23 protein-coding genes, 3 pseudogenes and 1 riboswitch are annotated in these 23,356 nt (G+C 72.8%); of the genes and pseudogenes, 14 read left to right on the top strand and 12 right to left on the bottom strand.

All coding sequences use genetic code 11. The features are described 5' to 3' along the window. Positions 1-26 precede the first annotated feature (26 nt). Positions 27-1,220 (bottom strand): acyl-CoA dehydrogenase family protein, encoded by a 1,194-nt coding sequence (locus ACIP8W_RS10730; RefSeq protein WP_401947646.1) that lies wholly within the window; start codon positions 1,218-1,220, stop codon positions 27-29. Between the two features lie 13 nt (positions 1,221-1,233). Continuing rightward, positions 1,234-2,433, bottom strand: coding sequence for an SfnB family sulfur acquisition oxidoreductase (locus tag ACIP8W_RS10725; RefSeq protein WP_401947644.1), 1,200 nt, complete (start codon positions 2,431-2,433; stop codon positions 1,234-1,236). Between the two features lie 612 nt (positions 2,434-3,045). On the opposite strand from ACIP8W_RS10725, the gene ACIP8W_RS10720 reads away from it, so the two are divergent. From ACIP8W_RS10720 to ACIP8W_RS10700, 5 genes and pseudogenes are all read left to right on the top strand, one after another. Next, on the top strand, positions 3,046-3,678 hold the full coding sequence (locus ACIP8W_RS10720) for a class I SAM-dependent methyltransferase (protein ID WP_401947641.1): 633 nt from the start codon (positions 3,046-3,048) through the stop codon (positions 3,676-3,678). A gap of 173 nt (positions 3,679-3,851) precedes the next feature. Next, on the top strand, positions 3,852-4,253 hold the full coding sequence (locus tag ACIP8W_RS10715; protein WP_401947639.1) for a DUF6221 family protein: 402 nt from the start codon (positions 3,852-3,854) through the stop codon (positions 4,251-4,253). Positions 4,254-4,375: 122 nt separating this feature from the next. Beyond that, a pseudogene (locus ACIP8W_RS10710) lies at positions 4,376-4,489 on the top strand (1-acyl-sn-glycerol-3-phosphate acyltransferase); the annotation flags it as partial. Continuing rightward, positions 4,485-4,658: pseudogene (locus ACIP8W_RS10705) on the top strand (1-acyl-sn-glycerol-3-phosphate acyltransferase); the annotation flags it as partial. The pseudogenes ACIP8W_RS10710 and ACIP8W_RS10705, both read left to right, overlap by 5 nt. Before the next feature lie 85 nt (positions 4,659-4,743). Then, on the top strand, positions 4,744-5,787 hold the full coding sequence (locus ACIP8W_RS10700) for an NAD-dependent epimerase/dehydratase family protein (RefSeq protein ID WP_402202770.1): 1,044 nt from the start codon (positions 4,744-4,746) through the stop codon (positions 5,785-5,787). A gap of 78 nt (positions 5,788-5,865) precedes the next feature. On the opposite strand, the gene ACIP8W_RS10695 is transcribed toward ACIP8W_RS10700, so the two are convergent. The 8 genes from ACIP8W_RS10695 to ACIP8W_RS10660 form a co-directional block, all read right to left on the bottom strand. Beyond that, positions 5,866-7,443 (bottom strand): alpha/beta hydrolase, encoded by a 1,578-nt coding sequence (locus tag ACIP8W_RS10695; RefSeq protein WP_401947636.1) that lies wholly within the window; start codon positions 7,441-7,443, stop codon positions 5,866-5,868. Between the two features lie 200 nt (positions 7,444-7,643). After that, entirely contained in the window at positions 7,644-8,378 is a 735-nt protein-coding gene (locus tag ACIP8W_RS10690; protein WP_402202671.1) for an urease accessory protein UreD, read from the bottom strand. Next, positions 8,375-9,052, bottom strand: a complete 678-nt coding sequence (gene ureG / locus ACIP8W_RS10685; RefSeq protein ID WP_401947631.1) for an urease accessory protein UreG — start codon at positions 9,050-9,052, stop codon at positions 8,375-8,377. The genes ACIP8W_RS10690 and ureG overlap by 4 nt, the downstream gene beginning before the upstream one ends. A gap of 54 nt (positions 9,053-9,106) precedes the next feature. After that, positions 9,107-9,823: an urease accessory protein UreF gene (locus ACIP8W_RS10680; protein WP_402202668.1), complete on the bottom strand. Its 717-nt coding sequence runs from the start codon at positions 9,821-9,823 to the stop codon at positions 9,107-9,109. Further along, positions 9,823-11,544: an urease subunit alpha gene (locus tag ACIP8W_RS10675; RefSeq protein WP_402202666.1), complete on the bottom strand. Its 1,722-nt coding sequence runs from the start codon at positions 11,542-11,544 to the stop codon at positions 9,823-9,825. Before ACIP8W_RS10675 ends, ACIP8W_RS10680 begins: the two co-directional genes overlap by 1 nt. Continuing rightward, positions 11,537-11,848, bottom strand: coding sequence for an urease subunit beta (locus tag ACIP8W_RS10670; protein WP_401947623.1), 312 nt, complete (start codon positions 11,846-11,848; stop codon positions 11,537-11,539). Before ACIP8W_RS10670 ends, ACIP8W_RS10675 begins: the two co-directional genes overlap by 8 nt. Before the next feature lie 16 nt (positions 11,849-11,864). Next, positions 11,865-12,167 (bottom strand): urease subunit gamma, encoded by a 303-nt coding sequence (locus ACIP8W_RS10665; protein ID WP_401947621.1) that lies wholly within the window; start codon positions 12,165-12,167, stop codon positions 11,865-11,867. 288 nt (positions 12,168-12,455) lie between these two features. Beyond that, positions 12,456-12,761 carry a type II toxin-antitoxin system Phd/YefM family antitoxin gene (locus ACIP8W_RS10660; protein ID WP_401947619.1) on the bottom strand — a complete coding sequence of 102 codons (306 nt, stop codon included), beginning with the start codon at positions 12,759-12,761 and terminating at the stop codon, positions 12,456-12,458. 106 nt (positions 12,762-12,867) lie between these two features. Between ACIP8W_RS10660 and ACIP8W_RS10655 the strand changes: the two genes are divergently transcribed. The 3 genes from ACIP8W_RS10655 (at position 12,868) to ACIP8W_RS10645 (ending at position 14,802) form a co-directional block, all read left to right on the top strand. Beyond that, a complete protein-coding gene (locus ACIP8W_RS10655) occupies positions 12,868-13,491 on the top strand; it encodes an ATP-dependent Clp protease proteolytic subunit (protein ID WP_401947616.1) in 624 nt (207 codons plus the stop codon). Between the two features lie 7 nt (positions 13,492-13,498). Next, a complete protein-coding gene (locus ACIP8W_RS10650) occupies positions 13,499-13,804 on the top strand; it encodes a hypothetical protein (protein ID WP_401947613.1) in 306 nt (101 codons plus the stop codon). A gap of 318 nt (positions 13,805-14,122) precedes the next feature. After that, positions 14,123-14,326: riboswitch (cyclic di-AMP (ydaO/yuaA leader) on the top strand. A 2-nt stretch (positions 14,327-14,328) separates the two neighbouring features. Beyond that, complete coding sequence (locus tag ACIP8W_RS10645; protein ID WP_401947611.1) at positions 14,329-14,802, top strand: C40 family peptidase; 474 nt, start codon at positions 14,329-14,331, stop codon at positions 14,800-14,802. A gap of 176 nt (positions 14,803-14,978) precedes the next feature. On the opposite strand, the gene ACIP8W_RS10640 is transcribed toward ACIP8W_RS10645, so the two are convergent. Further along, on the bottom strand, positions 14,979-15,419 hold the full coding sequence (locus ACIP8W_RS10640) for an ATP-binding protein (RefSeq protein ID WP_401947609.1): 441 nt from the start codon (positions 15,417-15,419) through the stop codon (positions 14,979-14,981). 403 nt (positions 15,420-15,822) lie between these two features. Beyond that, positions 15,823-17,070, bottom strand: a complete 1,248-nt coding sequence (locus tag ACIP8W_RS10635) for an 8-amino-7-oxononanoate synthase (protein ID WP_402202663.1) — start codon at positions 17,068-17,070, stop codon at positions 15,823-15,825. 148 nt (positions 17,071-17,218) lie between these two features. On the opposite strand from ACIP8W_RS10635, the gene bioB reads away from it, so the two are divergent. The 6 genes and pseudogenes from bioB (at position 17,219) to ACIP8W_RS10605 (ending at position 23,341) form a co-directional block, all read left to right on the top strand. Then, positions 17,219-18,382: a biotin synthase BioB gene (gene bioB, locus ACIP8W_RS10630; protein WP_401947603.1), complete on the top strand. Its 1,164-nt coding sequence runs from the start codon at positions 17,219-17,221 to the stop codon at positions 18,380-18,382. Further along, a complete protein-coding gene (locus ACIP8W_RS10625; RefSeq protein ID WP_402150784.1) occupies positions 18,375-19,664 on the top strand; it encodes an adenosylmethionine--8-amino-7-oxononanoate transaminase in 1,290 nt (429 codons plus the stop codon). Before bioB ends, ACIP8W_RS10625 begins: the two co-directional genes overlap by 8 nt. Position 19,665: 1 nt before the next feature. Then, the gene (gene bioD, locus ACIP8W_RS10620) at positions 19,666-20,367 is read left to right on the top strand and encodes a dethiobiotin synthase (protein WP_401947598.1); all 702 of its coding nucleotides are present in this window, start codon (positions 19,666-19,668) and stop codon (positions 20,365-20,367) included. A 71-nt stretch (positions 20,368-20,438) separates the two neighbouring features. Then, positions 20,439-20,915: pseudogene (locus ACIP8W_RS10615) on the top strand (GNAT family N-acetyltransferase); the annotation flags it as partial. Positions 20,916-20,987: 72 nt separating this feature from the next. Then, complete coding sequence (locus ACIP8W_RS10610; protein WP_401947595.1) at positions 20,988-22,328, top strand: hemolysin family protein; 1,341 nt, start codon at positions 20,988-20,990, stop codon at positions 22,326-22,328. Beyond that, positions 22,328-23,341: a hemolysin family protein gene (locus tag ACIP8W_RS10605; protein ID WP_401948449.1), complete on the top strand. Its 1,014-nt coding sequence runs from the start codon at positions 22,328-22,330 to the stop codon at positions 23,339-23,341. Before ACIP8W_RS10610 ends, ACIP8W_RS10605 begins: the two co-directional genes overlap by 1 nt. Positions 23,342-23,356: the final 15 nt, after the last annotated feature.

The raw sequence follows: 23,356 nt of genomic DNA, 5'->3' as shown, positions 1-23,356 counted from the left end.
TCGGGTACGGCGGTGGTGGGCGCGGATCAGGTGTAGAGGGTGAAGGGCGGGTGGGCGCCGTTGAGGAAGTGGTCGCCGACCTCGCGGAGCTTGTAGGCGACCGGGTCGTGCAGGGTGTGGACGCGCGCGTTGCGCCAGAAGCGGTCGAAGCCCAGGTGCGAGGCGGTGGAGCGGGCTCCGGTGAGTTCGAGGATCCGGCTGGTGACGTCCAGGGCGGAGCGGGTGGCGGAGACCTTGGCGGTGGCGACGGTGACGGCGATCTCGCCGCGTTCCTCCTCGGTCAGGGCGGGGCCGAGGTCCAGTCCGCGCTGGACGGCCGCGGCGGCCACGTCGGCCAGCGCGGCGGTGGCGCGGGCGGCGACGGTCAGCTCGCCGTAGGCCGCAAGGGTGTACGGGTCCTGGACGGCCGCCTCGACGTCGGAGAGCGCCCAGGGCCGGGTGGTGGTCCTGGTGTAGTCGCGGGCGGCGGCCAGCGCCCCTTCGGCGATGCCCAGATAGAAGTGGACGAAGATCAGCTGGATGGTCGGGGTGACCAGGGTGGCGAACGGGGAGAGCGCGCCCTCCTCCTGGGAGAGCGAGCCGATGACGGCGTCGGCGGCGACCGGCACGGCGTGGAACTCGATACTGCCGCTGGCGGAGAGCCGCTGGCCGAAGCTGTCCCAGTCGTCGTGGCGTACGACGCCGGGGTGGCCGGGGTCCACGAGGACGACGAGCGGCTCGCCGGTGTCCGCGCGGGTGGCGCCGACGACCAGCCGGTCGGCGACCCGGGCTCCGGTGGCGAAGCTCTTGCGCCCTTCGAGCAGGAAGCCGTCGCCGTCCGGGGTGAGCAGGACATCGGGGTCGCGGGGGTTGAAGGCGCCGCCCCACAGCCATCGCCCCTCGGCGGCGGCGCGCTCCAGCCGTTCGGTGTGTGCCGCGTCCCCGAAGAAGCGGACGTTCCAGGACAGCAGGTAGTGGTAGCCGAGGAGCTGGCCGATGGAGCCGTCCCCGGCGGCGATCTCGCGGATCACGGCGTAGGCGGTACGCCAGTCGGCGCCCGCGCCGCCCCGGTCGGCGGGGATCAGCAGGGTGAGGAGCCCGGCCTCGCGGAGGCGGGCGATCTCGTCGAAGGGCGGCAGGTTGGCCCGGTCGCGGGCGACGGCGTCCTCGGCCAGGCCGGCGGCGACGGTCCTGGCGGTCGCCACCCAGCGGTCGTGGCCGGGGTGAACGGATGTGGTCATGGGTGGGGTGTCCTTACACGATGCCGTTGGCGGGCGGGGTGACGCCGTTGAGCGCGTGGTTGCCGAGGTGCCGCACCTTCCAGCGGCGCGGGTCGTGGAGGGTGTGGGTACGGGCGTTGCGCCAGTGCCGGTCGAGGCCCTGGGAGCGCAGCGCCGACCGGGCGCCGATGAGGGCGAAGACCTCGCCGGCGACGGTGAGCGCGGCGGTGTCCGCCTGGGCGCGGGCGGCGGCGACGGCGAGCGACGCCTCGGCGGCGGCCGACGGGTCGCCCGGCCGGGCGCGGGCCGCGTCGACGGCGTCGCCCGCGTGGGCGAGCAGGGCCTCGGCGGAGCGGACCAGGAGGGCCAGTTCGCCGTACTTCTGGATCACGTCGGGCTCGTCGTTCGCCCGCTCGACGCCGGCCTCGCCCCAGGGTCTGGCGAGGGTACGGACCAGCTCGCCGCCCTCCTCCAGCGCGGCACGGGCGATCCCGGTGTCCACGGCCGCGTGGATGAACTGGCCGAAGGCGCCGAAGACCTCGGGCCGCTCGAAGGTGAGGTGGTGCGGTACGACCCGGTCCGCCGCCACCCGTACACCGTCCAGGAGCACCGTGCCGCTGGCGGTGGTGCGCTGGCCGATGCCGTCCCAGTCGTCGACGACCGTGAGCCCCGGCGCGTCGCGCGGCAGGAAGGCGGCCGTGATCCTGTCCTCCTCGCCGCGGGCGAACACCGGGATCCAGTGGGCGAAGAGGGCGCCGGTGGCGTAGTTCTTGGTGCCGGTCAGCAGGTAGCCGCCGTCGGGGTGGGGCACCAGGCGGGTGGCGAACTCCAGGGCGTGGGTGGCGCCCTTCTCGGCGAGGGCGTTGCCGAAGCGCTTGCCGGCGAGCAGCTCGGCGGCGAAGAACTCCCGCTGCTCGGGGGTGCCGTTCTCCTTGAGGACCTCGACGAAGAAGAAGTGGTTCTGCGGGATCTGGCCGATGCTGGAGTCGCCCGCCGACAGCAGCCGGACCACCTCGCCGAGCGTACGGGCGCTCACCTCGGCGCCACCGTACGCGCGGGGCACGGTGATGCCCAGCAGCCCCGAGCCGGACAGCTCGTCCAGCTCGGCGTGGGGCAGGATCCGCCCGGCGTCCCGTGCGACGGAGCCATGGGCGAACGAGGCGCCCAGCGCGGCGGCGGTCTCGATCGCCTCGGCGTCGCTGGTGATCACATGCGCGGGGGAGGAAAGGGGCATACGGATTCTCCGATCGGCGCGGTACGGCCGGACAGGTGCGGGCGCTCGGGCGGCGTCGTCGGTGCCCGGGGGGTGAGGGGGTGCCGGGAAGGCTGCGGCCGGCGTGCGGTGACGGCACCGCGTGACAGGGCGGTGCGACAGGGCGGGGCCGGGCTGTCAGCCGAGGGATCCGGGGCGGGCGGTACGCGCGGACACCGGGCCATGGCGGCCACGGGGACACGCCGGGCCCGGATGGTTCACGGGGCCGACGGGGAGTACGGGGGAACCGCGCGTACCGTCAGGCGGAATCGCGACAGAAGGCGCTGGAGACATGGCCGAAGTCGACATGGCGCCGTCGCGTGAGGTCCTGCCGCATCTTCACACCGCCCGTCCCCGCACCGGGGAGTCCGGCCGGAGGCGGCCTGGAGTCCCGTCCTGGGAACCGTCGGACGACGGTTCCGCTGCTCGGAGGATAGCCAGCCCGGCCGCCCCGGGGGGAGTCGGCATCCGCGACGCCCCGATAGGGTTGCCCTTGCACCGGAGCGAGACGTTCCGTATCGGCGCTCCCGGCCGGTCCCCCGCCCTGAGCAGGGGCGGAGGGTGCGGCGGCCCGGTGTGTGGCAGGGTCCCGTCATGTCCTTCGACCACAACGACCACTACCACCGGCTCCTGCTGCGCCACCTCCCCCCGGACTGCCGGACGGCGCTGGACGTGGGCTGCGGGACGGGCCGCTTCGCGCGGCTGCTGGCGGAGCGCGGGATCGAGGTCGACGCGGTCGATCCGGCCCGGGAGGCGATCGCGGCGGCCCGCGCCATGGCCGTATCCGCCGGGAGTACGCCACCGCGCTTTTGGCACGCGGACCTCACCCGGACCGAACTGCCGCGCGGGCACTACGACTTCGTCTCGTGTCTGGCCAGCCTCCACCACATGCCGTTCGCCACGGTGGAACGGCTGCGGGACGCCCTGGCGCCCGGCGGTGTGCTGGTCGTGCTGGGCTGCTACCCGCGGCGGACACCCGTCGACCTGGCGTGGGAGCTGGCGGCCGTCCCGGCGAACACCGTCGCGCGGCTCGTGGTCGCCGCGCGGGAGACGGCGCGCGGAACCCGGGCCGCCCGGCGGGGAGTTGTCCGGGCGCCGGTGCGGGAGCCGTACATGCCGTTGGCCGAGGTACGGCGGGAAGCGGCCGCGCTGCTGCCCGGGGCCGCCGTCCGCCGGCTGCTGTTCTGGCGCTTCCTGCTGGTGTTCCGCAACGGCGCGGGCCGTTGACACCGCCCGGTCTCCTCGGTCCGCCGCCCGGTCCTATCCGGCCCCGCGCCCGCGTACCCCGTGCCCGTGGCCGGTCCGGGGAGGCGGCACCCCGTCGCCGTACGGCATCCTGAGCACGACGAACGGAAACCGGCTCCCGGCGGCCGGTGAGCGCGCAAAGGACCGCACCCCTGATGACAGACCAGAACGCCGCCCTCGTGGCCTTCGTACGCGCCCGCCTCGACGAGGAGGAGAGCCTCGCGCGAGCGGCGGGCGGGGACACCTGGCGGTGCCCGTCCGGCCTGCCGGGGGAGATCCACGACGCCGGGGGCGCGGTCGCGTTCACGATGAAGGGCTTCGGCTACGACGGCCATATCGCGCACCAGCACCCGACGCGTGTCCTCCGCCGGATCGAGACCAGCCGGGTGCTGCTCGACGAGTACACGGAGGTGGCCGGCCTGGACACCGACCGGCCCGTGCACGACTTCGCGTCGGGGCGCGCCGTGGGGCTCGGGTTCGTCGTCCGGCAGCTGGCCGCCGAACACGCGGGCCACCCCGCGTACAGGGCGAGCTGGCTGCCGAGGTTCTCGCGGTGACCCGGGCCGTCGCGGCCGGGCCCGCGGGCCGGGCCGCGCTTGCGCTGGCACCCACCGGGACGCCGGTTCACCTGGGACAACGGGGTCCCTGGAGCCGGGCAGGCCAGTGAGGAGCGTTCCGCGTGTTCTCCTACGTGCTCAAATTCGTCCTGCGGGGGCCGGTGCTGCGGCTGGTGTTCCGGCCCCGGATCGAGGGGCTCGAACACGTTGCGGCGCGGGGCGCGGCGATCGTCGCGGTACGCCGGGCTGGAGGGCCAGAAGGCGGCGGTCCGCGCGGTCACCGACGAGATCATGTACGCGATCCTGGAGCTGTCCGGGCAGGAGTACGTGGACCGCTACGCGGCCGAGGCGAAGGCCGGACGGACGCGGGCCCGGCCGGGAAAGTTCCCCCGGCCGCGTCGCTGAGAGCGGATCCGCCACCGGCGAAAACCGCTGGGCGCGCCGTCCCCGTCCCTCTAACTTCCCCTGTATGACCAAGGGAAGAGCAGTGGTGATCGGGGCCACGGGGCAGATCGGGCGGGCCGCGGTGCGGGCGCTCGCCGAGGACGGCTGGGAGGTGTGCGCTGCCTCGCGGGGCGGCGGGCGGGACGGGCGGTGGCCCGCGGAGGTGCGGGCGGCGCCGCTGGCCAGGGAGGACGACGCCGCGCTGGCCGCCGTGGTGGGCGACGGGTGCGAGGTGCTGGTGGACCTGGTCGCCTTCGAGCGGTCGCACGCCCGGCAGCTCGCCGGACTCACGGACCGGATCGGATCGGCGGTCGTCATCTCCTCGGCGGCGGTGTACGAGGACGACCGGGGCCGTGGTTCCGACACCCAGGGCGAACCCGACGGCGCGCCGCGCTATCCCGTGCCGCTGCCGGAGAGCCAGCGGACGGTGGAGCCCGGCGACACGACCTACGCCCGGCGAAAGGCCCTGCTGGAGCGGGAGTTGCTGGCGGCGGGCGGGGGCGCGCCGCCGGTGACCCTGCTGCGGGCGGGCGCGGTCCATGGCCCGTACAGCCGTACACCGCGCGAACTGTACTTCGTGAAGCGGCTGGTGGACGGGCGGCGGCGGAGGGTGCTGGCGTTCGGCGGGCTCAGCAGGTTCCATCCGGTGCATGTGTCCAACCTCGCCGAGCTGATCAGACTGGCGGCCCGGAAGCCGGGCGTACGGGTCCTCAATGCCGGGGATCCGCAGGCTCCGACGGTCGCGGAGATCGGGGCGGCGATCGACGCGGTGATGGGCCGGGAGACCGAGACGGTGCTGGTGGACGGCGCGCCGCCGGACGGGGGGATCGGGGACCATCCCTGGGCGATCGAGCACCCGGCCGTCCTGGACATGACCGCGGCGGAGCGGGAGTTGGGATATCGGCCGGTCACCGGATACGTCGAATCGCTGCCCGCGACCGTCGAGGATCTCACCCGGCGGCTGCACGGGCGGAGTTGGGAGGAGAGCTTCCCCGAGATGGTCGCGAGTTACGGCGCGGACGCGCTCTTCGGGTACGCGGCGGAGGACGCCTGGCTGGAGCGGTACGACCGGGGCGGGGCCACCGGCTGACCGCCCCCTCGACCCAACCAGCGGGAAGGGGGCGGCCGTTGACTCCGGCCGCCCCCCGTACCGTAACTTCTGCCGACCCTACGGCTTGGGTGTGGCGTGCGGGCCGCAGGTCACATCGGCGCTGTCCAGCGCGCCGGTCAGCAGGTAGGTCTTCACCCGGTCGTTGATACACGGGTTGGCCAGGTTGGTGATGCCGTGCGAACCGGCGTCCTTCTCGGTGATCAGCCGCGAGCCCTTGAGCCGCTTGTGCAGTTCGACGGCGCCCTCGTACGGCGTGGCCGCGTCCCGGGTGGACTGGGCGATCAGCACCGGCGGCAGGCCCTTGCCGGTCTTCACCTCGACGGGGGTCTGCTGCTTGACGCCCCAGGTGGCGCAGGGCAGGTTCATCCAGGTGTTGGACCAGGTCAGGAACGGGTGGTCGCGGTGGAGCCGGGTGCTGTCCCGGTCCCAGCGCTGCCAGCTGGTCGGCCACTTGGCGTCGACGCACTCGACGGCGGTGTAGACCGCGTTGCTGTTCTCCGACTTGGCGTTGCCCGCGAGGTCGGAGAGGTCGGGGGACCCGGCGTCGATGAGCGGCTGGGGGTCACCCGCGAGGTACTTGCTCCAGAGGGTGGCGGTGGGCACCCACGAGGAGTCGTAGTACGGGGCGCTCTGGAACACACCGAGCAGCTCGGACGGTCCGACGACCCCGCCCAGCGGCGCCTTCTTGGCGGTGGCGCGGAGGGTGTCCCACTGCTTCTCGACCGCGGCGACGGTGTTCCCGATGTGGAACGTCGCGTCGTTGTCGGCGACCCACTTCATCCAGTCCTGGAAGCGGGTCTCGAAGGCGATGTCCTGGTCCAGGTTGGCCTGGTACCAGATCTTCTTCTTCGACGGGTTGACCACACTGTCGACGACCATGCGCCGCACATGCGTCGGGAAGAGGGTGGCGTAGACCGCGCCGAGGTAGGTGCCGTAGGAGACGCCCACGAAGTTGAGCTTCCGGTCGCCGAGCGCGGCCCGGACGACATCCAGGTCGCGGGCGGTGTTCGGGGTGGTCATGTGCGGCAGCATCCAGCCGCTGCGCTTCTTGCAGCCGTCCGCGTACGCGGCCGCCAGCTTGCGCTGGGCGCGCTTGTCGGCCTCGCTGTCGGGGACCGGGTCGGCCTTCGGGGCCTTGACGAACTCCTGCGGGTCGATACAGGAGATGGGCGTCGAGTGGCCGACCCCGCGCGGGTCGAAGCCCACGAAGTCGTACGCCTTGGCCGCGTCGGCCCAGATCGCGTTCTTGGTGACGACCCGGCGCGGGAAGGAGAGTCCGGAGCCGCCGGGGCCGCCCGGGTTGTAGAGCAGGGAGCCTTGGCGCTCGCCCGGGGTGCCGGTGGAGCCGATCCGGTCCACGGCTATCTCGATCTGCCTGCCGTTCGGCTTGGTGTAGTCGAGCGGGACCGTCACGAAGCCGCACTGGATGGGCTTGGCCAACGCCCAGTCCGCCGGGCAGTCCTGCCAGTCGATGCCCTGCTTCGCGGCCCGCTCGGCGGCGACCGCCGCACCGCGCGCGGCCCGGTCGGTCCCGGTGCGGATGTCGGCGTTCGCGACCGGAGCCGCTATCGCGCCCGCTATGAGCGCGCCCGCGACCAGAGTGCCGGCCGAGCCGAGCACTGCGGTACGTCTCATCTGAGCCCCCCTTGCTTCCGCGCCGCTTGTGACAGCACGGCGATGTGTCCGATGTGGGGGTCCGGTCGGACCCCGCATGATCCTTGTCGCTGTGAGGCTCCGGTGAACAGGCCGGGCGGGTCTTTCTTTGCCCAACCCATAACCGGAGAGTTCGGTACCGCTCAGCGGCACCGCTCCCCCGCGGCCTCTGCCCGAGGAGCTTATGACAGCCTTTCCAGCACTCCGTCCAGCACCCGCCGCAGCAGCAGCGCGTCCGGGGCGACCGCCGTGACCAGCAGCCCGGCTCCGGCGAGCGGAGTGAGTACGGCGGTGTCGCCCAGCAGCTCCACGCGCGCGGGCTTCTCCTCGAACTCGGCTCCCACGCAGAGCAGTTGTCCCACGGACCGGTGTCCGCCGAGAACCGCCCCGCCGTCCCAGCCACCGGGTGCGCCGGGCCCGTACCCCAGCTCCTGGTCGAGGAGCTGGCGGCCCGCGCGGTGGACGGTGAGCCGGCTGAGCAGGGTGCCGGGCTCCTCGCCGTACCGGCCGAGGATCTGTTCCTCGCGCAGCACCAGCCGGGCGGTGGCGGCGAGTGCGACGCGGGTGCGCATGCGCAGCTCGCTGCCGTACGCCGAGATGAGCTGCTCGGGCAGCCAGTTCAGTGTGGCGTTCTCGCCGACGGTCAGGCGGACGTCGTAGTGGGACGGTTCCGGGATACGGCCGGGCAGCGCGACGGTCGCGGCGGCGGCGTCCACGGTCAGGGTGGCCCCGTCCTCTGCCGTCGCCTCGATGGCGAGCCGGTCGCCACCGAGCGGTGCGCTCATCGCGCCGACGACGGTGACCCGGCTGCCCGGTCCGGCCGCCCGGGTACGGCGCAGCGCGAGGGGGCCCTCGCCCGCCAGGACCGGGAGTCCGGCGGGGGTGGCGACGATCCGGGCGGTGGCGTGGACGCTCATGCGGTCCAGTCGGCGAGCCGGGCCAGCACCCAGGAGGTGACCGGCTCCACTCCGCCCTCGCCCTTCAAGGAGGTCAGCACGACGGGGAGTTCGCCGCGCTGCTCCTTGGCGTCGCGGGCCATCCGGCCGAGGTCGGAGCCGACGTACGGCGCGAGGTCCGTCTTGTTGATCACGAGCAGGTCGGCGGTGGTGACCCCGGGGCCGCCCTTGCGCGGGATGTCGTCGCCGCCCGCCACGTCGATGACGAAGATCTGGGCGTCGACCAGCCCCTTGGAGAAGGTGGCGGTGAGGTTGTCGCCGCCCGACTCGACGAGGATCAGGTCGAGCGGCCCCACGGCGTCCTCCAGGTCCTCGACGGCTTCGAGGTTGGCGGAGATGTCGTCGCGGATCGCGGTGTGCGGACAGGCCCCGGTCTCGACGGCCTGGATCCGCTCGGGCGGCAGGACGGCGTGCCGGAGCAGGAATTCGGCGTCCTCGCGGGTGTAGATGTCGTTGGTGACGACGGCGAGGGAGAGCCGGTCGCGCAGGGTGGCGCAGAGCGCGGCGACGGTCGCGGTCTTGCCGGAGCCGACCGGACCGCCCAGGCCGATCCGCAGGGCACGCCGTCTGCCGTCGGGGCGTACGGCATCGGCGCTGACGGCGGCGGGCCCTTCGTGGCTGTGGTCGAGATGCATGGGTGCGGCTCCTGTCGGTGCGGGAGGGCGGGAGCGCCCGGGGGAAAAGCGGTGTTACGAGGCGAACAGCCGTACCGGCCAGGCGGCGTGCGTCTCGGCCATGATGTCGAGCAGCGGGGCGGAGGCGGCGGGCAGCGCGTCGGTCCCCTCGTGCGCCGCCCGCCCGGCCGCATCGGCGGCGCGCTGCGCGACGGCGTCCATCTCGGGCGCGAGGCGGGCGAGGACGGCGGTGGCCTCGAAGGGGTCGAGGCTGAGCAGCCGGACGGCGGCGGTCGCCGGGCCGCTGACCGTCTCGTACACCACGCAGTGCGCGGCGTCCCCGGGGGTCAGGCCCGCCGAGCGCGCGGTGAGGCCGAGCACCACCGGCTGGTGGGCGCCGCGCGGCCGGGCCGCGGCGAGCGCGGCCAGCTCCGCGCTGGGCCAGGTGGCCCGCGCGGCCCGCATCAGCTGCCGGCCGAGCTTGCGGGCGGTGGCGCGCAGCGCGGGCGACGCGGTACGGGCGTCGGCCGCCGCGTCGAGTTCCAGCGGGTCCAGCCCCCGGGCCGCCGCGGCGGCCAGCGCCGCCGCGGTGAGCCCGGTGGTGTGCAGCCGGCCCCGGCAGAAGGCGGCCAGCTCCCCGGCGTCGCGGATCCGGCCGGCCCGGACGGCCGGTTCGGCGCCGCCCGAGTGCGCGTGGCCGCCGGCCGGGAACCGGCCGTCGGCGAGGACGAGCAGGGCCGCCCGGCCCGTACCGCTCGGCACAGTCCGCTCCTCCTCTCGGAATCCGCTCATCAGAAGAGGAAGTAGCGCTGGGCCAGCGGGAGTTCGACGGCGGGCGCGGGCTCGACCGGTTCGCCGTCGATGGTCACGGTGAAGGTGTCGGCGTCGACCTCGACCCGGGGCAGCGCGTCGTTCTCCCGCATGTCCGCCTTGGTGATCCGGCGGGTGGAGGTGATCGGGACGAACTTCTTCGCCAGCCCGAGGCGTTCGGGCAGCCCGTCGTCGAGCGCCGTCCGTGTCACGAAGTTGAACGAGCCGGACGCGGCGGCCCTGCCGAGCGCGCCGAACATCGGCCGGGGCATGACCGGCTGGGGCGTGGGGATGGAGGCGTTGGCGTCGCCCATCTGCGCGTACGCGATCTGCCCGCCCTTGATGACGAGTTGGGGTTTCACCCCGAAGAACGCCGGGTCCCAGAGCACCAGATCGGCGAGCTTGCCGGGTTCGACGGAGCCGATCTCCTGGTCGAGGCCCTGGGCGACCGCCGGGTTGATGGTGTACTTGGCGACATAACGGCGGACGCGGTGGTTGTCGGCGTGGCCGTCGCCGGGCAGTGCGCCCCGGCGCTTCTTCATCACGTGCGCGGTCTGCCAGGTCCGCATGATCACCTCGCCGACGCGCCCCATGGCCTGGGAGTCCGAGGAGATGATGGAGATGGCCCCGAGGTCGTGCAGGATGTCCTCGGCCGCGATCGTGGAGGGCCGGATCCGGGACTCCGCGAAGGCGAGGTCCTCGGGCACCGACGGGTTGAGGTGGTGGCACACCATCAGCATGTCGAGGTGTTCCTCGATGGTGTTGACGGTGTGCGGCCGGGTCGGGTTGGTGGAGCTGGGCAGTACATACGGCTCCGAGACGACGGTGATGATGTCCGGAGCGTGCCCGCCGCCCGCGCCTTCGGTGTGATACGCGTGCAGGGTGCGCCCGGCGACGGCGGCGAGGGTGTCACCGACGAAGCCCGCCTCGTTCAGTGTGTCGGTGTGAATGGCGAGCTGGGCACCGGTCTCGTCACAGACACCGAGGCAGGCGTCGATGACGGCGGGGGTGGCGCCCCAGTCCTCGTGAATCTTGAATCCCAGTGCTCCGCCCCGGAGTTGGGCGTACATCGCCTCGCGCGACATCGTGTTGCCCTTGCCGAGCAGACCGATGTTGACGGGGAAGGTCTCCAACGCCTCGAACATCCGGGCGAGATGCCAGGAGCCGGGGGTGACGGTGGTGGCCTTGGTCCCCTCGGCCGGTCCCGTACCACCGCCGACGATCGTGGTGATCCCGGCCGAGAGCGCCTGGTCGATGATGGTCGGCGAGATGAAGTGCACATGCGCGTCGACCGCGCCGGCGGTGACGATCTTCCCGTTGCCCGCGATGATCTCGGTCTCGGGGCCGATGACCAGCGCGGGGTGGACGCCGTCCATCGTGTCGGGGTTGCCGGCCTTGCCGATCGCGGCGATCCGGCCGTCCCGGATGCCGAGGTCGGCCTTGACGATGCCCCAGTGGTCGATGATCACCACACCGGTGATCACGGTGTCGGGCGCGCCCTCCGCCCTGGTCGTACGGGCCTGGCCCATCGACTCGCGGATCACCTTGCCGCCGCCGAACACCGCCTCGTCCCCGGCGCGTCCGGGCCCGCCGGAGCGGTCCTCCTCGATCTCGACGAGCAGCGCGGTGTCGGCGAGCCGGATCCGGTCGCCGGTGGTGGGGCCGAAGAGGTCGGCGTACCGGGCGCGGGACAGTTCAGTCATCGAGGGCTCCTCCGGTCTCTCCCCGCAGGCCCGGGACGACGCGCAGACCGGCGAGGGGGACGAGTGCGATGTCGACGGGGATGCCGGGCTCGAAGCGTACGGAGGTGCCGGCGGCGATGTGCAGCCGCCGGCCCCGGGCGGCGGCACGGTCGAACTCCAGCCCGGGGTTGACCTCGGCGAAGTGGTAGTGGGAGCCGACCTGGATGGGCCGGTCGGCGGTGTTGAGCGCGGTCAGCCGGGTCACCGGGCGCCCCTCGTTGAGGGGGACCGGCTCCTCGGCGTACAGGATCTCTCCGGGAATCATCGTGGCCCGCTCCCTGTCAGACGATCGGGTCATGGACGGTGACGAGCTTGGTGCCGTCCGGGAAGGTGGCCTCGACCTGCACGTCGTGGATCATCTCCGGGATGCCCTCCATGACCTCGTCCCGGCCGAGGACCCGCCGTCCCGAGGCCATGAGTTCGGCGACGGTACGGCCGTCCCTGGCGCCTTCGAGGAGGTGCGAGGTGATCAGCGCGATGGCCTCGGGGTGATTGAGCCTCAGCCCCCGCGCCCTGCGCCTGGCCGCCACATCCGCGGCCACATGGATGAGCAGGCGCTCCTGTTCGTGCGGGGTCAGTTGCACACTTCCACCTCTCGTCTCCGGAACATCCCACGGCCCGATGGCGACCGGGCGCGGGTGCGCGCCCGGCCGGCATCGGCGGAACGCCGAACCAACGGTCGGGCATCCGTGACCGCGGCCCCACCGGGACACGCACTGGCGTCGCACGTTAGGACGGAAGTTTTTCCGGGACGTTAACTGCGCCTTTGAATATGGGGGCGCCTTGTCCCGCTCCACAGGGAAAGGTCCGCCCGGTGGCCGGGGGGCGGGTCGTATACGGAGCGGCCGGGGCGCGATCCCCGGGGGCCGCGCTCACTCGCGCCGTACGCGCCCGTCGGGCGGATGCCCCGGGGGCAGGTGCTCGGCCGCGATCCCGAACCTCCGCCGTTCGCCCGCCGCGGACGTCACCGGCCCCGCCGCCCCCGAGACCGTGCTGATCACCCGCTCCTCGGCCGGCTCCCGGTCCGCTTCGAGCCGTTCCAGGTCGGCGGCGGAGACCAGGGCGACCAGGGGTTTGCCGTGCCGGGTCACGACCACTCGTTCACCGCCGTAGACCACGCGGTTGATCAGTTCGGCCAGCTCTGCCCGGGCTTGCGTCACCGGAATCTCGTACGCCATGACCACCATTCTAAGTCTGTACGTCCTGTACATTTTTTACGGAGCGCACAGAGCTCGCGGCGGAACCGTGCGCGGAGCTCGCACCCGTATGAGGAGAGGTACGCCCATGAACCGTCCTTCGGCCCGCTACGTCCTGCCCGAATTCACCGAGCGGACGTCCCACGGGACCCGGAGTCTCGATCCGTACTCCAAGCTCTTCGAGGACCGGATCATCTTTCTCGGCACCGCCGTGGACGAGACCACGGCCAACGATGTGATCGCGCAGTTCGTCCATCTCGAATACGCCGCGCCCGATCAGGACATCCGGGTCTACATCAACTCCCCCGGCGGTCCGATCGACGCCATGACCGCGATCTACGACACCATGCAGCTCGTCATGTGCGACGTGGAGACGACCGTTCTCGGCCAGGCGGTCTCCACCGCCGCCGTCCTGCTGGCGGGCGGCACCCCGGGCAAGCGGATGGCGCTGCCCGGCGCCCGGGTCGTACTCCGGCAGCCCGCTCTCGACCGGGGCGTACAGGGACAGCCGTCCGATCTGCTGATCCACGCGGAGGAGCTGCCGCGGCAGCGCTCGCTGGTCGCGTCGATGCTGACGCGGCACACCGGGCGGAGCCCGGAGCGGATCGCCGGGGCCATCGAGCGGGACACGGTCTTCGACGCGGCCGGGGCGCAGGCGTTCGGGCTGGTCGACCATGTGATCCGGAGCCGCGGGGCATCCGGCGGGCGGTGAGGGGCCGATGATTCCGGAGCTGCCACCGCTGCCCGCGCTGACCCGCGCCGAGTGTGACGTTGTCGACACCTATCTTCGGATCGTCGACCTGCTGGGCCGTATCAATCCGGCCAGGGGCACGGACACCTATGACGCGCTGCGGGCCGCGCAGGCGCTGCCCGCCCAGGCGCTCGCGCTCCGCGCCGCCCTGACGGCGATGCACTCCCGGGGCGAGACCGAACTGCACTCGGCGACGCTGGCCCGCGCGCTCCGGGTGCTCGACGGCGAGAGGCGTGCTGGGAGGGTCACCATGCCTCCCGAGGAACGGACTTGAGGCAGCGAGGCGCTCTCGAATGGACGCGTCCGTACGGGAACGCCTCACCCGATCGGTGGATGAACTCGCTGGACAGACACGGGGAGTCGAGTTGCGCGGAGCGCCCGAACCCGTATGGCGCGCCTCGAATTCCCCGCAGGTACGGCCCTCACCCCGCCCCCGTGAACCGGTATGAAAATCCCGCTCGCCACTCATACGGGCCAGCCGTGAGTAAGTTCACATATCGTCGTTTCAGTCGGAAATCCACGGCCGGCTGATGTCAAGATCCCTGGGACGACAAGCCCCCGCCACCCACGGCGGGGCGGTCCGGACGGACGCCGAGTCCTGCCGCTGTATCCGGATGACTGAGTCGACAGGAGTGGATCGGCAGGAGTGGAGGACCCAAGCAGTACGGGATGACACGTGACGGTGATCGTCCCTTGGGGTGAAGCCACGGGGTCTGTGACAGGACCTCATGGCCGGGCAACTTCGCCAGCCCGAACCCGACAGGTCATCCTTCACAGGCGGCTGACGAAGGGTTGCGCATGTCTGCGCAGACATATGTCCCGTCTTTGCTGTCCCGGACCGGAGCCGTATCGGTCCTCACGCTCGCCGCGATAGGCAGCACGATGCTGGTGCCTGGCGCCGCGTCGGAGGCCGAAGCCGCTACGCACGGGGTGAAGGCGCTGAAGGTCGCCGCGTCGAAGAAGGGCTCACCGTACAAGTACGGAGCCACGGGACCGTCCCGCTTCGACTGCTCGGGGCTGACGGTGTACTCGTTCAAGAAAGCGGGTAAGAAGCTCCCCCGCACGGCCCAGCAGCAGTACAACAAGACGAAGCATGTCTCGTCGTCCCAACGACGCAAGGGAGACCTGGTGTTCTTCCACTCGGGCAGCAACGTCTACCACGTCGGCATCTACGCCGGCGCGGGCAAGATCTGGCACTCGCCGAAGACCGGATCCCTGGTGCGGCTGGAGAAGATCTGGTCGAAGAGCGTCTGGTACGGACGGGTGAAGTAGCGACCGCGCCCCGCCCGTAGGCCCGGAGCGGGCGGGTGCCGAGGGTACGTCCGAGTGAAAGCGCGCTACACCGTGGGACCAGGCGGGGATGCAGGCCGGGCCGGGCCGGCCGCTCCCTGCCGCCTCCGGGGCTTCTGACGGGGCCTCGGGCCCGTACCCCGTACGTACGGATGAACTCAGCTCCGGACCGGAGCCGTCGGCGCCCTCCAGGGCAGTGTGATCCACACCGTCTTGCCGCCCTCCGGCGTCGGTGTGATGGCCAGCCGCCCGCCGTGTTCGGCGGTCAGCGAGCGGATGATGACCATCCCCCGGCCGTTGTCCTGCTGGACGGCCGCCGGCAGCCGCTGCGGCCACCGCGGATGGCTGTCGGTCACCCCCAGCCGCAGCAGTTCCTCGCGCTCCAGCCGGACCTCCACCGTGAAGGTGGGAGACCGGCCGAAGGTGTGCTGGACGGCGTTGGTGACCAGCTCGGAGACGATGAGCCGGACCGTGTCCGCCATGTCCGCCTCGCCGGGCAGCCCCCACTCGGCCAGGAGGTCCGCGACATATCTTCGCGCCGTCGGTACCGACGCGGGATCGCTCGGCAGGGTGATGGATGCTTCCTGATGGTCTGCCATGACGATGCCGTCCCTTTCCCACCGGACCGCACTCCGACAGAGAGCGGATGACTGCGCGGCCGGCTCGGACTGTGCTTCGCGACACACTGCCACCGATCGCGCCGGGCACAGCCCGATCCATCGAGATCTGCATATATCTGTCGCTCGAAGCGGTGAACTCTGCAACGCGAGACCGTATTTGGCCGCCGGAAAGACATCTTCTCCGCCGCGACGCCCGGGGGGGACAAGCGTGACGGAGAAATCCGGAGATGAGGATCCGGCCATGCGGCATATTCCGGCGGTCCATGGCATATTCCAGCGGTCCGTCGACGCGGGCCCGGTGCAGACGGCGCGGGCCGCCACCGGAGTACGGGAGCGACCGGCGGCCGGACCACCCCGGCCGCTGCCGCCCCACCGCCCCGGCTCACCGTGGGGCGGCCGCCACCACCGTACGTACCGCCGTGCCGATCTGGTCATCCGTCAGATCGGCACGCGCGGTCAGCCGGATCCGGGAGATCCCGTCCGGCACCGACGGCGGCCGGAAGCACCCCACGGCCAGCCCCGCCGCCCGGCAGTCCGCCGCCCAGCGCACGGCCGCCTCCGGCGACGGCGCCTGTACGGAGACCACGGCGGCGTCCGGCCGTACGGCGGTCAGCCCCGCCCCGGTCAGCAGCCGGTGCAGCGCGGCGGCGACCTCCCGCGCCCGCAGAGCCCGCGCGGGCTCCCCGCGCAGCAGCCGCAACGCCGCCAGCGCGCCGCCCACGGCGGCCGGGGCCAGCCCGGTGTCGAAGATGAACGTCCGCGCGGTGTTGGCCAGATGGCCGATGACCCGCGCCGGGCCGAGGATCGCGCCGCCCTGGCTGCCCAGGGCCTTGGAGAGGGTGAGCGTGGCCACCACCCCGGGCGCCCCCGCGAGCCCGGCCGCGTCGAGCGTGCCCCGGCCGCCCGCGCCGAGCACCCCGAGGCCGTGCGCGTCGTCGACGAGGAGCGCCGCGCCCCGGGGACGGCAGACCCCGGCCAGCTGCGCCAGCGGCGCCGCGTCGCCGTCCACCGAGAACACCGCGTCGCTCACCACCAGCGCCCGCCGCCCGGCGTGCGCGTCGAGGGCCTTGGCGACGGCGTCCGGATCCGCGTGCGGTACGACGACGGTCTCGGCCCGGGAGAGCCGGCAACCGTCCACGATCGAGGCGTGGTTGCCCGCGTCGGACACCAGCAGCGAGCCCCGGGCCGTGAGCGCGGTGAGGGCCGCGAGGTTGGCCGCGTAACCGGACGACAGGACGAGCGCCGCCTCGAAGCCGCAGAACGCGGCGAGTTCGCGCTCCAGCTCCGCGTGCAGCTCGGTGCTGCCCGTGACCAGCCGGGAACCGGTGGCGCCCGCGCCCCAGCGGCGGGCCGCGTCCGCCGCGGCGCCGGTCACGGCGGGATGCCGGGTCAGGCCCAGATAGTCGTTGCCCGCCAGATCCAGCAGACCGGAATCGGCCGGGCGCGGCCGGATCGTACGGACCAGACCGGACCGCTCGCGGTGGCGCACCTCCTCGTCGGTCCAGTCGAAGGGCGACCAGCCGGGCGCGGTCCGGTCGGGAGAAGTCCCGTTGCCAGAAGTCCCTTTGGCGGAAGCCCTGTTGGGGGAAAACCCGTCGGGAGAAGTCGGGTCGGGGGGATCCTGCTCCATGGGCCCGGTCCTTTGGTTTTGTAGGCAGCGCACAGACCTTAACCGTGGACCAGCCCGGTCGAAGTGTGGCCATGCACACACCTCGATCGAGCGGTCTTGTGGGGTTCCTCCTTTGCCCCGGGGTCCCCCGTGAGTCAGGATCGGCAGCATGGACCTGCTGAGCACACTGGTGGAAAAGGGTCTGCGGCGTGAGCTGCCGACCCGCGAAGAAGCGCTCGCCGTGCTGGCGACCTCCGACGACGAGTTGCTCGACGTGGTGGCCGCTGCCGGGAAGGTGCGCCGTCAGTGGTTCGGGCGGCGGGTGAAGCTGAACTATCTGGTCAATCTGAAGTCGGGCCTGTGCCCCGAGGACTGCTCGTACTGCTCGCAGCGGCTCGGTTCCACGGCAGGGATCCTCAAGTACACCTGGCTGAAGCCCGACGAGGCGTCGAAGGCCGCCGCCGCCGGAGTGGCGGGCGGGGCGAAGCGGGTCTGTCTGGTCGCGAGCGGCCGGGGGCCGACGGACCGGGACGTCGACCGGGTCTCGCGGACCATCGAGGCGATCAAGGAGGAGAACGAGGGCGTCGAGGTCTGCGCCTGTCTCGGGCTGCTCTCGAACGGGCAGGCGGAGCGGTTGCGGGCCGCGGGCGCCGACGCGTACAACCACAATCTCAACACCTCCGAGGCGACCTACGGCGCCATCACCACCACCCACACCTACGACGACCGCGTCGACACCGTGCGTCAGGCGCAGGCCGCCGGGCTCTCCGCCTGCTCGGGGCTGATCGCGGGCATGGGCGAGAGCGACGCGGACCTGGTCGACGTGGTCTTCTCGCTGCGCGAGCTGGACCCGGACTCGGTGCCGGTCAACTTCCTGATCCCGTTCGAGGGCACACCGCTCGCCAAGGAGTGGAACCTCACCCCGCAGCGCTGTCTGCGGATCCTCGCGATGACGCGGTTCGTCTGCCCGGACATCGAGGTCAGGCTCGCGGGCGGCCGTGAGGTGCATCTGCGCTCGATGCAGCCGCTCGCCCTCCACCTGGTCAACTCGATCTTCCTCGGCGACTACCTCACCAGCGAGGGCCAGGAGGGCCGGGCCGACCTGGACATGATCGCGGACGCCGGTTTCGAGGTGGAGGGCGCGGACACCACGACGCTGCCCGAGCACCGGGCCGGCGGGTGCGGAGGCGGCGGTGGCTGCGCCGACGCGGAGCCCGTACCGGCCGAATCCGCACCGGCCGAGCCCGTCGCCGCCGAGCTTCCCTCCCCCCGTACGGACCTGGTCTCCGTACGCCGGCGCGGCGCCGGCACCGATCTCGCCCCCAATGCCTGAGCGGGCCACCGCCGGACTGCTGGCCCTGGACCGGGCCCATGTCTGGCATCCGTACGGGCCCATGCCGGGCCGCGCCGAACCGCTGGTCGTCGAGTCCGCGTCCGGGGTACGGCTGCGGCTGGCCGAACCCGCCCACGGACACCGCGAGTTGATCGACGGCATGTCGTCCTGGTGGTCGGCGGTCCACGGCTACAACCACCCGGTGCTCAACGAGGCGGCGACCGACCAGCTCGGCCGGATGAGCCATGTGATGTTCGGCGGGCTCACCCATGAGCCCGCCGTACGGCTCGCGGCCCGGCTCGTCGAGATCACCCCCGAGCCGCTGCGCCATGTCTTCCTCTCCGACTCGGGCTCGGTCTCCGTCGAGGTCGCGGTCAAGATGTGCCTCCAGTACTGGCGCTCGGTCGGCCGCCCCGCCAAGCAGCGGCTGCTGACCTGGCGCGGCGGCTACCACGGCGACACCTGGCAGCCGATGTCGGTGTGCGACCCGGACGGCGGGATGCACGACCTGTGGTCGGGGGTGCTGCCGCGCCAGATCTTCGCGGACGCGCCGCCGGTCGCGTACGAGGAGACGTACGCGGACGGGCTGCGCGCCCTGATAGCCCGGCACGCCGACGAACTCGCGGCGGTCGTGGTCGAGCCGGTGGTCCAGGGCGCGGGCGGCATGCGCTTCCACTCCCCCGCGTATCTGCGGGTCCTGCGCGAGGCGTGCGACGCGTACGGCGTCCTGCTGATCTTCGACGAGATCGCCACCGGCTTCGGCCGTACGGGCACCCTGTTCGCGGCGGAGCACGCGGCGGTGGCGCCCGATGTGATGTGTATCGGCAAGGCCCTGACCGGCGGTTATCTCAGTATGGCGGCGACGCTGTGCACCTCGCGGGTCGCGGACGGCATCTCCCGGGGCGAGGTCCCCGTCCTCGCGCACGGGCCGACCTTCATGGGCAATCCGCTGGCCGCCGCGGTCGCCTGCGCCTCGATCGACCTGCTGCTCGACCAGGACTGGGCGCGGGAGATCGAGCGGATATCCGGTGGCCTGTCCCGGGGGCTCGCCGAGGCCGCCGGTCTGCCGGGGGTACGGGAGGTCCGGGTCCTGGGCGCCATCGGCGTCGTCCAGCTCGACCACGAGGTGGACATGGCGGCCGCGACCGCGGCGGCGGTGCGCGAGGGCGTCTGGCTGCGGCCGTTCCGCGACCTCGTCTACACGATGCCACCGTATGTGACGGGCGACGACGATCTCGCCGCCATCTGCCGCGCGGTCGTCGCCGCGTCGAGGGAGGGCTGAGATGCCGGTCATCGTGGTCACGGGCACCGGTACGGAGATCGGCAAGACCGTCGTCACGGCGGCGCTCGCCGCGACGGCGCTGGCCGGGGGCCGCAGCGTCGCCGTGCTCAAACCCGCCCAGACCGGGCTGGCCCCCGGCGAGCCCGGGGACGCGGCGGAAGCCGCGCGGCTGGCCGGTCCGGTGACCGCCGTCGAACTCGCCCGGTTCCCCGACCCGTTGGCGCCCGCGACGGCGGCGCGGCGGGCCGGGGCCGCGCCGGTGGGACCCGAGGAGATCGCGGACGCCGCCGGGAAGCTGGCCGCCGAACACGATCTGGTGCTGGTCGAGGGAGCGGGCGGGCTGCTCGTACGGTTCGACGACACCGGTGCCACCCTCGCGGACGCCGCGCGGCTGCTGGCGGCGCCGGTCCTGGTGGTGGCCCCCGCCGGACTCGGCACCCTCAACGCGACCGCGCTCACCGCCGAGGCCCTGCGCGCCCGGTCGCTGGCGCTCCTCGGCGTGGTGATCGGCAGCTGGCCCACCGCGCCGGACCTGGCCGCCCGCTGCAATCTGGCGGACCTTCCGGAGGCGGCGGGCGCGCCCCTGCTGGGCGCGGTCCCCGAGGGCGCGGGCGCGCTGGCGCCGGGGGTGTTCCGGGAGCGGGCGCCGGGCTGGACCGCGCCGTCGCTGGGCGGGCGGTGGGAGGTGGCGGCGCTGGGGTGAGCGGGTTCGCGGATGCCGTTCGCCGGTGCCGTACTCCTCGGCCCTTCGCCGGTGCCGGCCGGAAAACCGTTGGCCGAAGACGCCGCCGATCTGTTTGGCTCGTCCTCATGAGCGATCTCCCCATCCGCTGTGCCGAGCCCTCCGACATCGACGCCGTGCTGCGGTTCTGGCGCGAAGCCGCGGAAGGCACGAGCATCAGCGACGACCGCGAGGGGATGACCCTGCTCCTCTCCCGGGACCCCGGCGCCCTGCTGCTCGCGGAGCGGGACGGCCGTCCGGTGGGCACCGTCATCGCCGGTTTCGACGGCTGGCGGTGCTCCGCCTACCGGCTGGCCGTCCATCCGGACCACCGTCGCCGGGGCATCGCCTCGGCCCTGATGGAAGCGGCGGAGCAGCGGTTCGCCGCGCTGGGCGGGCGCCGGGTCGACGCCATGGTCCTGGAGGCCAACGAGCAGGCGCGCCACACCTGGGCCTCGGCCGGGTACCACCGCGAGGACCACTGGCGGCGCTGGGTGAAGTCCTTGCGTACGGGCGCGGCGGGGCGCTGAACACGACGCGGCGCCGGCCGATGCCGCGCGGTCCCGCCCCGGATGCCCGATCATGGGACCCGAGGTGAGCCGATGACCGAGGTGCTGCTGCTCGTCGTGGCGGTATTGCTGTCGCTCGTGTGCGGTGTCTTCGTCGCGGCGGAGTTCTCCCTGACCACCGTCGAGCGGGGCGAGCTGGAGCGGGCGGTCGAGCGCGGGGAACGGGGTGCCCCGAGCGCTCTGAAGGCGGTACGGAGTCTGACGTTCCAGCTCTCGGGGGCACAGCTCGGGATCACCGTGACCAATCTGGTCGTGGGCATGCTCTCCGAGCCGTCCATCGGGAAGCTGATCCGTGGCCCGGTGGAGGCGCTGGGGCTCTCGCCCTCCGTGGCGTCCTCGGTGGCGCTGGTGATCGGTACGGCGCTGTCGACCGTCGTACTGATGGTGGTGGGCGAGCTGGTGCCGAAGAACTGGGCGATCTCGTCACCGCTGGCCGTGGCCAAGGTGGTGGCGACGCCCCAGCGGTGGTTCACCGCGGCCTTCCGCCCGTTCATCGGCCATCTCAACAGCACGGCGAACCGGATCGTCCGCGGTCTCGGGCTGGAGCCCACCGAGGAGCTGGCGTCCGCGCGCGGTCCGCAGGAGCTGGTCGCGCTGGCACGCCACTCGGCGAAGGAGGGCGCGCTGGAGGCGGACACCGCCGAGCTGTTCGTCCGCACGCTGAGCCTGTCGGAGCTGACGGCGGAGAACGTGATGACGCCCCGGGTGCAGGTGATGGCCCTCGACGTACGGGCGACGGCCCAGGACGTCGCCAACGCCACCCGCGCCTCCGGGCTGTCGCGCTTCCCCGTGTACCGGGGCGGTCTCGACTCGGTCGTCGGTGTCGTGCACATCAAGGACGTCCTGGCGCTGCCCGCCGCGGAGCGGCTCCGGTATCCGGTGGCCTCGCTGCTGCGCGAACCACTGCTGGTGCCGGAGTCCCTGATGGTGGACGTGCTGCTGGACCGGCTGTCCGGCCGGTCCACGATGGCCGTCGTGATCGACGAGTACGGCGGTACGGCGGGGGTGGTGACGCTGGAGGACATCGTCGAGGAGGTCGTCGGCGAGGTACGGGACGAGCACGATCCGCACGAGATGTCCGATCTCGCCCCCGTGGGGACGGACGCGGCGGGCCGGGCGCTGTGGTCGGCGGACGGCGCCGCGCGCGCCGATCAGCTGCTGGCGGCGGGGGTGCGGATGCCCGAGGGGCCGTACGAGACGCTCGCCGGGCTGGTCGCCGCGCGGCTGGGCCGGATCCCCGTCGAGGGCGACCGGATCACCCTGGCCGGGTGGGAGCTGGAGGTCGTGGACGCCACGGGCCGGCGGGCGGCGCGGCTGCTGCTGCGGGCGCCCACCGGGCCCACCGGTTCCCCGGACCGGGGGGAGGCCGGATGATCATCGCGGTCCAGCTGTTCGTGGCGTTGCTGACCCTGGTCGTCAACGCGTTCTTCGTGGCGGCGGAGTTCGCGCTGATCTCGGTGCGCCGCAGCCAGATCGAGCCGGAGGCCGAGGCGGGCGACCGGCGGGCGCGCAGTGTGCTCTGGGGGCTTGAGCATGTGTCGGCGCTGCTGGCGGCGGCGCAGCTGGGTATCACCCTGTGCACGCTGGTGCTGGGGATCGTCGCCGAGCCGGCGCTCGCGCATCTGCTGGAGCCGCTGTTCGACGCCGTGGGGGTGGCGCGCGGGCTGGTGCATCCGATCTCCTTCGTGATCGCGCTGGCCGTGGCGACGTATCTGCACATGCTGCTGGGCGAGATGGTGCCGAAGAACGTGGCGCTGGCCGGTCCGGTCCGTACCGCGCTGCGGTTCGGGCCGCCGCTGGTGGCCGTGGCCCGCGCGCTGCGTCCGGTGATCTTCACGGTGAACGCCTTCGCCAACACGCTGCTGCGGCTGCTCCGGGTCGAGACGAAGGACGAGGTATCCGCCACGTTCTCCGACGACGAGCTGGCCCGGCTGGTCACGGACGCGGGCCACGCGGGGCTGCTCGACGACCGCGCGGCGGCGCGGCTGCACGACGCCCTGGAGCTGGGGCGCCGTCCGGTGCGCGATGTGGTGCTGCCGCTGGAACGGGTGGTGTCCACCGGGCTCGGGATCACCCCGGAGGGGCTGGAGCGGCTGTCGGCCGAGTCGGGTTTCTCGCGCTTCCCGGTGGTGGACCCGGCGCGCCGGATCCTGGGCTACCTCCATGTGAAGGACGCCCTGGACGCGCCGGGCCGCGAGGTACCGTTCCCGGTCTCCGGGATGCGGACGATCGCGCGGGTGCGGGCCGGGACGCCGATGGACGACGTACTGACCGCGATGCGCCGCGGCCGTACGCATCTGGCCGCCGTCCTGGACGAGGAGGGCCGGCTGGAGGGGCTGGTGACGATGGAGGACGTGCTGCGCGAGCTGGTGGGACGGCACGCGTAGGCGGTCCCGTACCGC

Origin of the sequence: Streptomyces sp. NPDC088554 (genome assembly GCF_044752945.1) — a bacterium.
Lineage (GTDB): Bacteria > Actinomycetota > Actinomycetes > Streptomycetales > Streptomycetaceae > Streptomyces.
Note: the sequence above shows the minus strand (reverse complement) of the source record. Positions and strands in the feature narration are given on the sequence as shown.

Bases quoted from the DNA above. Each gene is read 5' to 3' on its own strand.
- bioB (WP_401947603.1), top strand. From the start codon at position 17,219: ATGGACCTGCTGAGCACACTGGTGGAAAAGGGTCTGCGGCGTGAGCTG.
- ACIP8W_RS10675 (WP_402202666.1), bottom strand. From the start codon at position 11,544: ATGACTGAACTGTCCCGCGCCCGGTACGCCGACCTCTTCGGCCCCACC.
- ACIP8W_RS10655 (WP_401947616.1), top strand. From the start codon at position 12,868: ATGAACCGTCCTTCGGCCCGCTACGTCCTGCCCGAATTCACCGAGCGG.
- ACIP8W_RS10610 (WP_401947595.1), top strand. From the start codon at position 20,988: ATGACCGAGGTGCTGCTGCTCGTCGTGGCGGTATTGCTGTCGCTCGTG.
- ACIP8W_RS10670 (WP_401947623.1), bottom strand. From the start codon at position 11,848: ATGATTCCCGGAGAGATCCTGTACGCCGAGGAGCCGGTCCCCCTCAAC.
- ACIP8W_RS10645 (WP_401947611.1), top strand. From the start codon at position 14,329: ATGTCTGCGCAGACATATGTCCCGTCTTTGCTGTCCCGGACCGGAGCC.
- ACIP8W_RS10680 (WP_402202668.1), bottom strand. From the start codon at position 9,823: ATGAGCGGATTCCGAGAGGAGGAGCGGACTGTGCCGAGCGGTACGGGC.
- ACIP8W_RS10690 (WP_402202671.1), bottom strand. From the start codon at position 8,378: ATGAGCGTCCACGCCACCGCCCGGATCGTCGCCACCCCCGCCGGACTC.
- ACIP8W_RS10625 (WP_402150784.1), top strand. From the start codon at position 18,375: ATGCCTGAGCGGGCCACCGCCGGACTGCTGGCCCTGGACCGGGCCCAT.
- ureG (WP_401947631.1), bottom strand. From the start codon at position 9,052: ATGCATCTCGACCACAGCCACGAAGGGCCCGCCGCCGTCAGCGCCGAT.
- ACIP8W_RS10720 (WP_401947641.1), top strand. From the start codon at position 3,046: ATGTCCTTCGACCACAACGACCACTACCACCGGCTCCTGCTGCGCCAC.
- ACIP8W_RS10660 (WP_401947619.1), bottom strand. From the start codon at position 12,761: ATGGCGTACGAGATTCCGGTGACGCAAGCCCGGGCAGAGCTGGCCGAA.
- bioD (WP_401947598.1), top strand. From the start codon at position 19,666: ATGCCGGTCATCGTGGTCACGGGCACCGGTACGGAGATCGGCAAGACC.
- ACIP8W_RS10650 (WP_401947613.1), top strand. From the start codon at position 13,499: ATGATTCCGGAGCTGCCACCGCTGCCCGCGCTGACCCGCGCCGAGTGT.
- ACIP8W_RS10695 (WP_401947636.1), bottom strand. From the start codon at position 7,443: ATGAGACGTACCGCAGTGCTCGGCTCGGCCGGCACTCTGGTCGCGGGC.
- ACIP8W_RS10715 (WP_401947639.1), top strand. From the start codon at position 3,852: ATGACAGACCAGAACGCCGCCCTCGTGGCCTTCGTACGCGCCCGCCTC.
- ACIP8W_RS10730 (WP_401947646.1), bottom strand. From the start codon at position 1,220: ATGACCACATCCGTTCACCCCGGCCACGACCGCTGGGTGGCGACCGCC.
- ACIP8W_RS10725 (WP_401947644.1), bottom strand. From the start codon at position 2,433: ATGCCCCTTTCCTCCCCCGCGCATGTGATCACCAGCGACGCCGAGGCG.
- ACIP8W_RS10640 (WP_401947609.1), bottom strand. From the start codon at position 15,419: ATGGCAGACCATCAGGAAGCATCCATCACCCTGCCGAGCGATCCCGCG.
- ACIP8W_RS10635 (WP_402202663.1), bottom strand. From the start codon at position 17,070: ATGGAGCAGGATCCCCCCGACCCGACTTCTCCCGACGGGTTTTCCCCC.